This window comes from Ureaplasma urealyticum serovar 8 str. ATCC 27618, assembly GCF_000169535.1.
Lineage (GTDB): Bacteria > Bacillota_I > Bacilli_A > Mycoplasmatales > Mycoplasmoidaceae > Ureaplasma > Ureaplasma urealyticum.
The window spans coordinates 640,702-655,968 of record NZ_AAYN02000002.1; the positions used below are offsets into that span (position 1 = coordinate 640,702).

Consider the following 15,267-nt stretch of genomic DNA (forward strand, 5'->3'; position numbering starts at 1 on the left):
ATAAATCTTAGTAAAATAAAAAACTTAAATCTTTATAAAAAACTAGTTTGTGTAAAATCTTTGTGTAAAATATACTCTCATATCTTAGTTTACTTTAGGAATTTTATGACCATTAATTTTAATACTCTTTAAAAATTGTGTAGAGATCTGATTTGAATCAAGATTTGAGCATATATCTTTTAAATCATTTAATCAATAACAATTTTCATTAGTTAGTGTAATTTCAACACTTTTATTATTATTTTTATTAATTTTTGCAACTATTTTTGACTCTAAAGTATCCCCATCACTATTGTTATATACATAATTTAATTCAATATTACATTCTTTATCTTGGGATAAATTACTTAAAAATATATCTTGATCAAAAGTAATATTAATTTTTGGATCAGATCCATTAACTTCATATTTAATATTATCTACTTTTCATTTTAAATTAGGATTTAAGATACCAGGAAAATTAAAATAGCGTTGGTTATCTACTCAAGTTAAATCTAAATTTTTATCATTCAATTGAATTGAATTAATTCGATATTCGATATCAGGCTTTAAATCTTTTAATTCAAATTCAATTGTTTGGTGCTCATAGTCGATTTTTAATTGGTTATGAGCATTTAAATCAATACTTTCTTGTTGGTTGTTTTCATCTTCTAACACTAATGACATTTTATGAGTGTTTTTATCTTTAAAGATGAAATCGCTAAAATGCAACTTGAATTTAATGTTTTTTTGTTGTTGGTTAATTTCATGATCAATTTTATCTAAGTAAAATTGATCAAATCCCTCATCTAAAGTTTTAAAAGTCTTGTTATTGATATTTTTTAAATTAATCTGTTGCTTATCAATAATAAGTTCACTAATTTCATAATCAGTATTAAAGTCTAAATTATCTAATTTAGTTAGTACTTGGTGTGTTTTTTTGTCAAAATAAAAATCTGTTTTAAATAAATACAACAGCTTGTTTGTTTTTTTATTTTTTAAAATAACATCAACTCTTTTTGGCATATTTATAACTGCTTGGTTTAGTGTTAATTTTAAAGTACTATTTGTATTTTTAATATCATTAAATTCTAAATTTAATAATAAATGTGGAGATGATTCATTAAGTGTTTTAACTGTAATATTATTAGTTAAATAATTATCATCATCTATTTCAAAAGAAATAAGTTTGAATGTTTGATTTTTATCTAAAGCAAAAAGATGTAAAATAATGTTTTTTGTTGCATTAAGTTGAGTAGTTTCTGATTTTGATAAGTTTTTAACAAACTTATATTTATTATGATTTTCATCTTCTAAAGTATATTTTATTTTATGCTCAATACTATCAGCATATTGATTGTCTTGTAAATCAACATTTAGATCGGTTGAAGTTGATTTTGTATTTGTGAATGAAAAAACAGCTTTTTTGAACTCATTTGTTTTAAATTTAAGAAATGAAAGATCCAAGTGAAATGGATGAGAATCAAAAAAATCTCCTATATAAACATTTACATTAAAAGGATCACTATGGTAATTACCATCAACATCTTCTAAGATAAAACTTACAAATTCATAATTAATATGATTATCTAAATTTAATAATTTAATTTTAATTGTTTTTTGATCTTCATCAATACTCATGAAGCAATTTTTATCTTCAAAACTAAACTCCTTATATGCTCATTCATTTGGATTATTTAATGGATGATATCTTAATTTAATTTTGGGTTTTAAAGAATTTTCTTTTCTTAAAAGTAATTTTTCACATTTAATATTAATAATCGCACTATTTTTAGTAATATCCGAAATGAAAAGGTGTTCTTTATAATCTTTTTTCACTTCTTTTGATCTTTCATTATCATGTTCTTTAGTAGTTGATAAATATCAAAACCAACTATTAAAAGCACTATAGTAAGAATTATAGAATGATTTATCTTTAAAAATTTCAATACTTGATCGATCAGGACGTATTTTAAATGTTTTGTTAATAGGTCCATAATATCCACCTGCATAGTCATCATCACTAGGGAAAGATACTGGTTTACCATTTAATAAGATATCATCAATTTCATAAGTTTTATCAACATCTAAACCATTAATTACAGCAGTTAATGAACGTTCTTGTTCATCGTATTTAACTTCTGAGAATTCAATTGGGTTTTGATCATTTTCTTTCCTAATTAAAAATTTAAAATTATGAATATTGGGATTGTAGAAAGCAAGATCTTCAGATAATTTTACTTTGATTGTAACTGCTTTTGTAATTTTATCAACAGCTGTTTCATAATCGATAGCTTCAACTTTAGCATAATCGCCTTTTGTTGTAAAATCATGTGTTTGATTATTTAAATTTAAAACTTGATCATTAATCTTAATTTGTTTAATATCATAATGAGTTCCTCTTTCTAATTCATCAATATAAACAATAATTCTCTTGTTTAATTTATCAATAAAAAAATGCTTCTTATTAAGCTCTAATTGACCTTTTTTATAAACTCTATTATATGCTAAACTAATGTGGATGTTATTTAAAGCTTCATCACTATCATCTTTTATTTTTAACTCTTTAAAGTTTAAAGTTAAATTAGCACCATTATCATTAATCTTTGTAATTTCTAGATTTTTTAAAAGATTATCACTATCATCAAGGGTTTTAAAACTGTGGTTTGGAATTGAAGTTAATTGCACTTTTTGATTATTAAAATTAAGTTCATCTAATAAATATTCACAATCAGATGTTAAATTATAAACAGTAGCATCAATTTCATTTTTTTGCTTATTAAAAACAGCATCACTAGTAATGATTTGGTGATTAGTTTTTTTGACAATTTTTAAACTAAAATTATGAATAGCATCGTCTTTAAAAGAAACTGTTTTTAACTTAATCTTTATATCAACTTGGTTTTGTTTAATATTTGTAAACGAAATATCATTAATTTCTAAATGATCAATCTTCGTTATATTAGGAAGTGATGGTTGTAAATTTAAATCTTCATTAATATCTTGTTCGATAAAATTTAAAGTATGATCAAAAATTAAATGTTGTGCAGGAAATGCATCATTTGAAAAATTAATGATAAAATGATCATTAATTTTTGGTTTACGAGCTAGCCTTAAATAAATTTTGTTATTAATAATCAAAGGATGAATATTTTCTAAACGGTCAACTTTTTTATTTAACAATGGATTAAAAAGATTGGTGTTTAAAATTAAATTCTTATAAATACCTTGTGAAGTATTTAGTTCATTAACTTCATAAACAACATAATAATGGTCACTCTTGGTATGAATTATATCTTTCATTAAAACATTAACATTTAACTTTGATTTATTACTACAAGATGCAAGTGCTGTAGCAACAATAGGAACTAAAGCAGCTGTAAATAAAAATAATAACTTTTTCTTAATTAATTTCATAATTTTATATCCTTAATAATAACTAATTTTACACAAAACAATACGACATCATTATAACCCATAAACATCAATTCAAAAAAAAAAAAAAAACACTGCTTTTATTAAGATATTAAAAGCAATGTTTAGATAAGTAAATAATAAAAAATAATTGAATTTAAATTATTAAAAAAGCATATGCACATATAATAAAATAATAAATAAAGTGCTGATCAAAAACCAGAATTTTTTATTTTTGGTTTTAAAGTTTAGTTAATAAGTGGTGGTTAATTATGATGTTAATAATTAATATTGGTAGTAGTAGTTGAAAATTTTGCTTGTTTGATATGAATTTAAAACAAATATTTAGTGGCAAAATTCGCTTAGACGTTAGCCCACACCAACTAAAATATATCTTTGATAAAAATGAATATGTTTATTTACTTGATGATGATCACAACAATCACGTTGATTTAATCATTAAATTTTTAATTAACAAAAAAATTATTAAAAAATTAGAAGATATCACTTATTTTGGAATTCGAGCTGTTTATGTTAAAAATTTTTATGGAGCAAGTGCTTTTTTAAATAATGAAATTTATAATGATCTTAACCAACACACAGATTTATGTCCTATTCACAACCAAAATACTATCATGTTAATCAATGACATTAAGCATTTAAACACCTCTGCAAAAATTATTATTATTTTTGATAATTGGTTTCATCGTAGTATTAATAAAAATAAATACACTATTGCTATTGATCAAACAATAGCAATAAAACATAAAATCCGTAAATATGGTTTTCATGGAATTTCTTTTAGTTATAGTAATAAAATAATGCAAAATTATTTAGGAAAACAAGATGTTAATTTAATTATTTTACACTTAGGTTCTGGATCATCAGTTTGTGCAATTAAAAATGGAAAATCATTTGATACCTCAATGTCTTACTCTCCTCTTTCAGGAATTATTATGAATACAAGAAGTGGTGATATAGACCCTAGTGTTTTACTTACTTTAAAAAAAGTAAAAAACCAATCATTGAAGCAATTGATATTATTTTTAAATCAGCAATCAGGTATTTATGGATTAACAAAACATCATAGTATTAATGAAGTTGTTAATAATTTGCACAAAAAAAATAACCAACTTGCCCTTGAGATGTACACTGATAGCATTGTTGATTATTTTATTAAATATTTAAACCATTTACAAAAGATTGATGCAATTGTATTTTCGGGAGGAATTAGTGAATTTGAACATCTTGTTTTAGAAAAAATTATTAGTAAAATTCATCTAATAAACCTTGAAATTAACGATCATTTAATACTAACAAACACGTTAAATAAAATTTCAACATCTAAATCACAAATTCCTATATATTTATGTTTAGTGAATGAAGAGCACGAAATTGCTTATGAAATGCTAAATTTAATTAATAAGACAAAATAAAAATTATTCATGATAGTCAGCACTATGAATAATATAAAAATACTTATCTAATGATTTGTTAAATTCAATATTTTGATTATTTACTTTAACATCAACAAAATCATAAACAATTTGGTCCTCAATATTTTCAAATTTTGCTATTAAAGTTTTCTTATTTACATCATATTCTAAAGTTTTTGGGCTTATCGGATTAGTCTTATATCCTGTTTGTTTTTTAATTGTAAATGTAAAATTATTAGATGATGTAGGATTTGTGGGAATATTATCAAATTTTAATTTAATTGTTGTTAATTTAGTTTCTTTATTATAAGATTTACTAATTTCATTTACATTAAATTTAGTTTTGTAATCACTATTTTTAGTATCAAAATCAAGCGGGATATTAAAAGGATGGTTATGATGATTTGTATTATTTTTTAAAAATTCAGGTTTGTTTAATAATTGTTTATTTTTATAATCATTAATAACAAAGTCAATAACTTCATATGATTTATTTGATTCTAAATCATTAATTGTTACATTCAATATGTGGTTATTAACCAAACCCTCAACAGTATTATTAGTAGTATCAATACTATTAGATGATGGTTTTAGTCTATATTTAACACTAACTTTATCACCATCAACTAAATCAAAATCATCTTCTAAATGAAACTCTAATTTAGCGGATTTATCGGTTGAACTATAAGAAATCTTTTTGATTTTAATTTTTGCTTGAGGTGTATTAAAACTACTATTTAATCCTTGAGTATTTACTTCTAAAGCTTGTTTTTCACTAAAATCTTGTAGATCATCAAAAACTAGTTTAGAAAAAGTGTATTTTCGGTTTAATAAAACTTTATCGAAACTAAATTCGTACTCTTTTTTTGTGGGATCAAATAAAACAGGTTTTGATACAATGATGTTATTTGCATTATCCATGTATACTAATTTTAAATATTTATTTTTTAAATAATTAACGTTATTTTCAAAATATAATTTAATCTTAAAATCCAAATTTTCATCATTAAATCAAAAATCACTGCTTTCATGTTCTAAGTTCTCTAATCTTTGAACAGTAGTTAATTTTGTAGAGGTTAAAATATTTAAATCTAAATTAGCTAATGATATTGGCTGTCCATTAAGAGTTAATGAATTTAGTGAGTATTTTGTATTAATTTGTAAACCCGTTAAATTAAATGATAAGGTCTTTTTAGAGTTGTTGTAGACATAATTTTCAAAACTTAGGACATTTGATGGTTGGCGTGCTGAAACTAATTTTAAAATAAATTTTTGATTATTTAAATCACCTAACTTATTATCTTTAAAATAAAAAATCAATTTTGCACTAGTATCATAAATTTCTTTTTCAATTTTGGTGATGTTTAAATCTTTAATAATCGGGTTTGAGTTTTGCTTATTAGTATTAGATAATACTAAATTTTGGTTACTAAAAACTAACTCTTTATTATTTAAAACAATCCTATGAATTTGGTATTTAGCGTTGTTTTCTAATTGAGTAAAATTAAATGTTATTGATGGCGAATTTGGTTGATAATTAAACTTAAATTTTGTAATTTGTTGGGTTTGTAAATTTAATAAACTAATCTCAAAAATATTTTCGTTTTCGTTCGCTAAAAAATATTTTGTAAATTCTAAATTTAAATCAGCACTATTGTTAGTAATATTTTTTCAATCAATTTTTTTTATACTAAATTGATCCACATTTTCTTGTGCTAATGTACTTGTTATAAAATCTAATTTAGTTATCAGCTGTTTTTGATTATTAATTAATAAATCTACTAATTCATAACCCATATTTGGTTTTAATTCATTAATAATTAATTTATTAAGATCATTATCTTTAACTAGTTTTAAATTATTAATTGTTTTTAAATCACCAGATGCTTTTTCTTTTAAAACAACACTGTATGAATGTGATGCTAAAACTGCACTACCTTCTAAAAATAACTCAATACTATTAGTAGTTGTTTTAAATTTTTTTATTTTAAAAAGTACTTGTTTATCTTCAACTTTACTTTTTGATTTAGTACATGCACCAATTAAGCAAGATAAACCAATAATTAAAGTACTACAAGTTAAAATTGTAATTATTTTAGTTAAATGTTTTTTAGTTATCATCTTTTATAAATCCTTTTTTGAAATTATCTATTAAAAAGCAAATTGAGCTTTTATATCATACAATAAATAATCTATTTTTAAAACTTTATTGTTAATCTACGATAAATTTAAAAAGGTACTTGAACGTTAAGTATAATAACTTTTGTGCTCTTTTTTTATAAATTTATGTATTTAAATCTCTTTATTAATTTTCATCAATAATATCATTTTCATCGATTTTAATATTAACAGCAACTAAAGTATGATCTGAGATAATAGAAGTAGCTTTTTTAATGTATACATCATTTGATTTTGTTATTTCATCCCAATTATCAACAATATTTTGCATTTGTTGATTACTTAAAGAACCAAAATAGGTTTTTAAAAAAGCTAATTTTCAGTTTTTATCTAATAATGTATTTGTCAAAGAAACTGATCATAAATCATACTTATAAGTATTTAAAACTTTAATTGATGGTGAAGTAAAAATTTTGTCATAGTGTTGTGCGTATTTTAAATAAGTTTTTGCTAATGTAGTTTTGTTATTTTCATTATCATCTTTAAAATTGGATAAATAATTACGTTTATAAAGTGAAGCAAAGGCTCCTAATTCGTTTTTTGTTTTAATATTAGTATCACCAACAAAAATTAAATCATCATTATTTCCATCTAATCTATCAATATAATCCATCACATTTCCTAATTGATATGCCTCATTTAATTCCTTTGAGCCTTGTTTAATATTAATTTTTAAATTTTTATTACCATAAGTATGATCATGTTTGCTAGTTTTATGTTCGTTTGCTCCTGGTGAATCTAAATGACTAGCGACAATTGTAAAATTAAATTTGTTATCTAAAGTTTGAAATTCATAGGCATAAGGCGGACGTGAATAAGTAATTTTAGTATTATCATTCGAGTTCTTAAAATATTGTTCAAACAAAATATCTTTATTATCATTGTTTTTGTAAATATATTCTTGAACTGGTTTTATTATATTAGCCTTATAAAAGAAGCCAATTCGTTCAGTTTGTGATTCATTGCCTTTTGAAAATAAGTTTTTTGATAGCACATAATTTCAATTAGCTGTTTGATCAAATTGATTTTTGTGTAAATTTAATTCTTTTAAGATGGCACGCATTGGTAAATCATCGTGTTCATTATTTTTTGCACTATTAATTTCTGTTAAAGCAATTACATCAACATTACTTTTTAGAATCACCTTTGCTAAAGCTTCATTTTTTAACTGATTTATTCCACCTTGATTTAAAACATTTCAATGACCTACACAAATTGTTTTTTGGTTTAAAAATGATCTTGTTGAGTTTGGTTGTTCTTTTAAAGAATTATTATTATTATTATTTTGAATTATATAACTATCATTATTTACACTTGTATCATTCTTTTTTTTATTTTTTAAATAAAAAACAACGCCTATAACTGCACTTGTTATTAAAACGATTAACAATGTTAATGAAATAGTAATTACTCATTTCCGGCTTTTATTATTCTTCATAAATTTCCTTAATTTTGTTCATAGTCATTAAATTTTAAACAATAATTTAATCCTTTTTTAATCTTTTAGACAAGGCAAAGCAAATGAATCATATAGAATTCATTTATTTATAAAAATTAAGTTTTAAAAAAAAAAAAAAAATATCGTTAAGAGTTAATTTTGTTTGGTAGTTTAATAGTTAAATTTTGATCATCTTTAGAAGAAGAATTAATAACATCTGTAGTTAAATCATTATAAATAATTGTTACTTTATTAAGTACTAAATCATCATAATACCAATCAAGTGACTCATGATCATTTTGATCTTCATAGTAAATATATGGACGATTTATTACATATGTTAAAGTTTTAGTTGCTTTATCTAAAACAAAATCTGTGTCCTTGTTTGAATTAATTGCTTCAGGATTGTTAAACACTCTAGATAATGAAAATGTTCAATCAGCATTTTTATTATTTTTAGGCTTTAAAGACGAAATAATGGCAAACAGTTTATGATCCGCATTCTTGTTATATCATCAATTATTAGAAAACTGCAATGATATTTTTGTTTTTTTGGTTACTGAATCATAACTAGCAATAATTTTTTCTATCTTAGGATCTGGAGTGCTAATTTGAATCATTGTTAAAGAAGTATTAATAATCACTGGTTTAGCATTTATCATTAACGAACTAATTTGATAAATGCTATCAGGATTTAAACCTCCATAAATATTTTGATCTTTATCTAAATCATAAATTAATTCAATTACATTTGAATTATTAACTTTTGAAGATAAAACAGTTTGGGGACTAAGTGTAAATTTTCGGTTAATAATATTAGTATCAAGATTATAAAAATTTAAAGCATAATCTGATGGATTTAAGCTTTGATGTAAACTTAAAGTATCTAATTTCATTTTAATTTTTAATATATTATGGATTTTGTCATATTCTCAAGTATCAAGGGATGCTATAAGAGGAATCTCAAAAATAGCTTCATGATTGTGTTTTGATAATAACTCAATCACAGATTGATCATCATTTATTAAACTAATGCTTTTAATTACATATTGATGTTGTTTTAAATAATTTGGAAATGTGTTTTGGTTAATTTTTAATTTAAATCCTGCTTGTTGGAAACTAAATTCATTATTTAAACGATTAAAAATAATTTGCTTACCGTCTTTTAAAGTCAATTTAATTTTATTAATTTTTGTAAGATTAAGTTGTTTAAAATGTTTGATATTAAGATGTAATTCAGGATCATTTTTAGCATTAAATTTAATTACATTTGATTGGTATTCAGCAAATTTTAATGTAAATTGTTTATTTTGTAAATCATCAATTTTAATTGGTATTTCATTGATTGATGCTTCATTATTAACCGCAATCAATTTAGTAATTATATAATTAGAATCATTTTCAAAAATTTGACCTATTGATTTAGCATTCAAAGTTTTATTTAGATTTAATAGAAAATATTTATTTTTTACATCATAAAAAGAACCTGTTGTTATTTTGTTTTCTAAAATATCAAAACTAAAAGTCTTTATATCTTCTTGCTGATCTGTATTTATTTTTTTAATTGTTAATAAAACTTTTTTAGTATTTTGCACTATTGGCGAATCACTATCTAATTGAAATTTCATAAGCATATTTTGTGGATCAGTATCATTAAATGTAAATTTAATGATTTTAGAAAGATGTTTATTAGTTAAATCAAGCTGTTTTTCTCTAATACTTAATGGCAAAGTTTGCTTATCATTCATTATTGTTAATGATTTAATTTTAAAAAAAGGAGTTTTTAAAATAAGAGTTTGTAATTCTAAATTATTGGCTAAATCAAAAACAATATTGTTTTTATCGTGATTAAACTTTAATGATTTTAAAATAATAGTTTTATTATTTTTAGTTGATATAAGTTCAATATCTGCACTTAACATATTATCTTTAAAATTATATGGGTTAATAAAATGATCATATGAAAGTTGTAATTGTTGTGGAATTCCATCATTTTTAATCACTTTAGTATCTAAAACATTTATTTTTGTTCATTTTGAAAAAACAGATGGAATTAATAAATAAGTTGGTCTTTGATTATTAATACTTCCATCTAACTGTAACCCACTTGGTTTATAAACATTTTGGTTAATTTCAAGTTTTTTTTGGTCTAAAACTAATTTAGAAATAAAATATTCACCATCATCTAATTGGTTATTTGCATCAGCATTTAAATTAGCAGTAATAGTTAATACTGGTTTTTTATTTTGATGTGTTAAGTGATTAAATTGATATTTTAGAAAATGCAATTTAAAGGTTTTATTTGTTTTTTTATTTGTTAATTCAATTTCAATATTTTTATCTTTAATATCATTAAGATTTAAATTTAAAAGCTTAATTTCGAATTCAACTTCTGTTTTTTTAATGTTAGTAAATCGGGCACTCTGGTCAACAACTTTGATTAAATCATCTTTTTTATTAAAATTAAAATCAATAGATTCAGTTAACATTTTATTAGTTTGAATCACTTGAACGCCAACAAATTCTTGACTTGAATTTATAATAATTTTTTCATTAGGTTTAGGACGTTGGGGTAAGCGAATATAAATACGATTATTTATAATAATTGGTTTTATATCAACATAAAAAGCAATTTTTTGGTTTGAACTATTAATAATACTTGTTGAAAAAATAACTTTTGGCATTTTTTGCATATCTTCATTTGTTAATTTATTAAATTCATAAGCAATATAATAATCGTCATTTTCTGTTTTTAAAAAATAATCTAAAACTTTTAATTTATATCTGGTTTCACTAAAACTACATGCAGAAATGGTGCTGATAATAGGTATTGATATTAATGAAGCAATAAGTAAGTTTCAGTATTTATTTTTATTTTTTAATCTCATAGTTTATTCAATCCACTAAACAAATAAATATTTATATTTTATACCGGTTGTAATTAAGTTAAATTTAAATAAAAATTAATGCTATTTTTAGTTAAATTAAAAAATAATTTTTGGAACATTATATTGTGTAAATTTCCTATAGTATTATAATATAAAAAAAATACTTTAAGAACATTGGTAGGTTCTTAAAGTAGGAATTTAATTTTTATAAAAATTAATAATTAATTAAAGCATGAACTTTTCCACTTAGTTTTTCTTCACCTTTTAGAAATCCTAAACGAATCAAATAAACACTCCCTGCTACAATTCCTTTAGCTTGATGAACAAGATTTTCAATCGCAGCAACAGTCCCTCCTGTTGCTAATAAATCATCGACAATTAAAACGCGTTGGTTTGGTTTTAGTGCATCTTTGTGCATCTCCACACGAGAACTACCATATTCTAATGTGTACTCAGCACTATAAACATCATTTGGTAACTTATTTGGTTTACGTACCAAAATAAATGGCTTATTTAATTTGATTGATAATGGTGCTGCAAATAAAAAACCACGCGACTCCGCACCTATTATAGCATCTATATTTAATGATTTAGCAAAGTCAGCAAAATCATCAACAATCTTTTCAATAATTTTTGGTTCTAAAAACAAAGGAGTAATATCTTTAAAAACGATTCCTTTTTTAGGGAAGTCTGGTACATCCCTGATTTTTGATTTAATGTAATCAATATTGATCATAATCGTTATAAATCTTTCTTTTAAAATTTATTTATATTCATAATTTCTTGTTCATCAAATTTATCATAAACATTATCTGCATTATCATCCTTAGCTAATAAACTTTTACTAATATAAACCATTTTCATTCATAAACAATGAATAATTATGATTGATAAATAATGGGTAGATATTAAACTAAATAAAATAATTGCATTAAAACTAATTAAAACAAATGGTGTAAAAATCATTAATCACAATAATGCAAATAATATCATAATGTATATTATATTATAAGTATTAAAGTATTTAATTAAAGAATCTTGAATTTGAAATTGTAATTGTTTTTTTGTTACATGCTTCATTAAATCCAAAGTTCGTTTTAAATTTAAACAAATATGTAAACTAAAACTAGTCATTAAAACAAAACTCGTGTTAATTGCAATAATTGATATTTGATTATTAAATAAACGTAATAATCCAGCAATACCAAAACTAATTAATGATGTACAAATAAGATTAATTATTATGGGGATTATTGATTGGGGTTTTAGTCAAATGCTTGATCAAATTAAAATAATATCAAAGATAATAAAATACGCAGCAATTGAATTTGTAATATTATTAATTAAATGATATTGACTACTTCTATAAACAATTGCATCACTAAACCGGTGATTTAAACTGATCAAATCTATTTCGCTTAAAACATTTGGTTTTTTAGCATCAAATTGCATTGATACTACTCCATCATTAATCTTATAATCTAAAATAGTTTTGAACTCGTGAGAATTAAAGTCTTTTAAATCACTTTTCATAATTAACTCATATACAGAACCAAAACTAAAACTATGGTTTGGAACAATAAAACCTAAAATAAATAAGCCAATAAAAGCTATTATATGCTATTTTAACTGAGGCCACATTTATTGAAAAACTAGCAAATGATGAAGACCGAATTTTAATGAATTTAAAATATGATCTAGCCCCTTATAAAATTGCTGTAATGCCATTAGTTAATAAATTAAAAGAAAAAGCAGAAGTAGTTTATAATAAAATTTTGGATTTAAATATTTCAGTAACTTTTGATAATAGCGGAAGTATTGGAAAACGTTATCGTCGTCAAGATGCAATAGGAACAATTTATTGTATAACAATTGATTATGATTCATTTGGTGATGAACATGATCCTACTTTTACTATTCGTGAACGAAACACAATGGCTCAAAAAAGAATTAAATTATCAGAATTATCTTTATATTTAAGCCAAAAAGCTCATGAAGATTTTCAAAAGCAATGTCAAAAATAACTAACAATGTTTTTTTAACAATTCGTAATGCTGTAAATATTTCTGATGTTATTCAAAATTACATTAAAGTAATTAAAAAGGGTAATAATTATTGAGCTATTTGTCCATTTCACAATGATACAAATGAATCATTATCAATCAATGATAAAAAACAAATCTTTAAATGTTTTGCTTGTAATCATGCTGGCGATGTAATTAAATTTGTTGCTGAATATAAAAAAATCTCCTATGCTTTAGCAGCACAAGAGATTCTTCAATTAATGAATTTAGATTTAAACTTATTGAATCATTTACAAAAAATTTCTCCACAAGAAATTAAAAAAAATAAAGTTTTTGATTTAAACAAACAAATTCAAAAATGATTTATTAATTTTTTAAATAATAAAAATAATATTCATGTTATTGATTATTTAGCTAAACGAAATTTAAATAAAAGTGATTTAGCATATTTTAAAATTGGTTATGCTCCAAATAATGATGAATTATTGAATTTAATAAAATCTAATTATAATAATTTAATACAAGAAAATGATGAGTTTGAATTAAATAAATTAATAGAAAATTCCTTTTTAGTAATTGATAAGAATGGTAATTACCATGATTTTTTTAATGATCGTATTATTTTTAGTATTTATGATCATCTCAATAATGTTGTTGGTTTTAGCGGACGTATAATTGCAAGTGAGAAAACACCAAAATATTTAAATACTAAAACCACTTCTGTATTTAAAAAAGATGAAATTCTTTATAATTTTCATAATGTTATCACCATTGAAAATAATCATCAGTTATTTATAGTTGAAGGTTTTATGGATGTCATTACAATTCATAAATCTAACAAACCAAACGTCGTAGCAACAATGGGCGTTGAATTAACTAATAAACATTTAGAATTAATTAAAAGCTATGGAATTAAAGATTTAATTTTATGTTTTGATAACGATCAAGCAGGTTTTTTAGCTACTAAAAAACAAATTATGAAACTAATTAATTCTCCATTCAACATTTTTATTGTTGATCATAAAGATAATGATTGTAAAGATATGGATGAATATGCAAATAAGCATGGTTATAGTGCAACAAGTAAGCTATTAGACCAACAACTTCATATTAGTGAATTTTTATTATTAGAAATTAGTAATACAAACAAATCCACCCCTCACTAAAACACAGTTATAAACAAGAATGTTTTACAATCATTAAAAAATATGGTGATATTTTTTATATAGACAAATATGTTGATTTCATGAAGCAAACATTTTCAATTGAAGAAAATTTATTAAAAAAAGTTATTGAAGAATTATTAATTAACAAACAATGCAATTTTATTGAAAACAAAAAAACATTCAATCATATCAAAAACAAACACAAGTAACTAATAAACTTACCACTTCAAACCCAAAAGTTATCCTAACAAAAATTGATAAACATTTTAACCGCTTAGTAGTAATTATGTTAATGAATCGGGTTTTCTTCAACCGTCTTGATGCGCAAGTTCGTAACCGGTTAACTAAAGAGCAAAGTTTAGTGATTAATATTATAGAAGACTTTTATTTGTATCATTTTAAGATTAATAATATTTTAAAAAACACTGATTCTTTTATTGAATTTATTAATAAAAACTACAGTAAATATACTAATGTTATTAACCAGCTTACAAAAATGGTCCAGATTATTAAATATAACCCTAAGTTTGATAATATAGTAGCATTTGAACTAGCTAAAAATAATTTTATATATGAATGATTAAATAATCAAATTAAACGTTTAAAACTCATCAATTTAAATATGAATAATAACGAACAAATCATAAATAATGAAAAATTAATAAAACAATATAATGATGAAAAAATTTTATTAGACAATTTAATCAATGCTTCTTTATTTCATAAAAATCAATAATAAATACA

Annotated in this window: 9 protein-coding genes and 1 pseudogene; 4 read left to right on the plus strand and 6 right to left on the minus strand. The window is 22.6% G+C overall.

Features of this window, described 5'->3' with window-relative positions; genetic code table 4:
• Positions 1-84: 84 nt before the first annotated feature.
• Positions 85-3,396: an MBA family surface membrane protein gene (locus tag UUR8_RS02645; protein ID WP_004026047.1), complete on the minus strand. Its 3,312-nt coding sequence runs from the start codon at positions 3,394-3,396 to the stop codon at positions 85-87.
• Between the two features lie 269 nt (positions 3,397-3,665).
• Here UUR8_RS02645 and UUR8_RS02650 point away from each other — a divergent pair, with 269 nt between their 5' ends.
• Positions 3,666-4,829 carry an acetate/propionate family kinase gene (locus tag UUR8_RS02650; protein WP_004026649.1) on the plus strand — a complete coding sequence of 388 codons (1,164 nt, stop codon included), beginning with the start codon at positions 3,666-3,668 and terminating at the stop codon, positions 4,827-4,829.
• A gap of 3 nt (positions 4,830-4,832) precedes the next feature.
• On the opposite strand, the gene UUR8_RS02655 is transcribed toward UUR8_RS02650, so the two are convergent.
• From UUR8_RS02655 to UUR8_RS02675, 5 genes are all read right to left on the minus strand, one after another.
• Positions 4,833-6,950, minus strand: a complete 2,118-nt coding sequence (locus UUR8_RS02655) for a DUF1410 domain-containing protein (protein WP_004025821.1) — start codon at positions 6,948-6,950, stop codon at positions 4,833-4,835.
• Positions 6,951-7,134: 184 nt separating this feature from the next.
• Entirely contained in the window at positions 7,135-8,445 is a 1,311-nt protein-coding gene (locus tag UUR8_RS02660) for an endonuclease/exonuclease/phosphatase family protein (RefSeq protein WP_004025635.1), read from the minus strand.
• A gap of 146 nt (positions 8,446-8,591) precedes the next feature.
• The gene (locus UUR8_RS02665) at positions 8,592-11,333 is read right to left on the minus strand and encodes an MBA family surface membrane protein (RefSeq protein ID WP_004025600.1); all 2,742 of its coding nucleotides are present in this window, start codon (positions 11,331-11,333) and stop codon (positions 8,592-8,594) included.
• 214 nt (positions 11,334-11,547) lie between these two features.
• Positions 11,548-12,069 carry an adenine phosphoribosyltransferase gene (locus UUR8_RS02670; RefSeq protein ID WP_004026209.1) on the minus strand — a complete coding sequence of 174 codons (522 nt, stop codon included), beginning with the start codon at positions 12,067-12,069 and terminating at the stop codon, positions 11,548-11,550.
• A gap of 20 nt (positions 12,070-12,089) precedes the next feature.
• Positions 12,090-12,866, minus strand: a complete 777-nt coding sequence (locus UUR8_RS02675; protein ID WP_004025549.1) for a hypothetical protein — start codon at positions 12,864-12,866, stop codon at positions 12,090-12,092.
• A 74-nt stretch (positions 12,867-12,940) separates the two neighbouring features.
• Here UUR8_RS02675 and UUR8_RS02680 point away from each other — a divergent pair.
• From UUR8_RS02680 to UUR8_RS03900, 3 genes and pseudogenes are all read left to right on the plus strand, one after another.
• Positions 12,941-13,357: pseudogene (locus UUR8_RS02680) on the plus strand (His/Gly/Thr/Pro-type tRNA ligase C-terminal domain-containing protein); the annotation flags it as partial.
• Positions 13,345-14,523, plus strand: coding sequence for a DNA primase (gene dnaG, locus UUR8_RS03895; RefSeq protein ID WP_004025540.1), 1,179 nt, complete (start codon positions 13,345-13,347; stop codon positions 14,521-14,523). The pseudogene UUR8_RS02680 and the gene dnaG, both read left to right, overlap by 13 nt.
• 151 nt (positions 14,524-14,674) lie before the next feature.
• Positions 14,675-15,259 (plus strand): hypothetical protein, encoded by a 585-nt coding sequence (locus tag UUR8_RS03900; RefSeq protein ID WP_026057032.1) that lies wholly within the window; start codon positions 14,675-14,677, stop codon positions 15,257-15,259.
• The last annotated feature ends 8 nt before the right edge of the window (positions 15,260-15,267 follow it).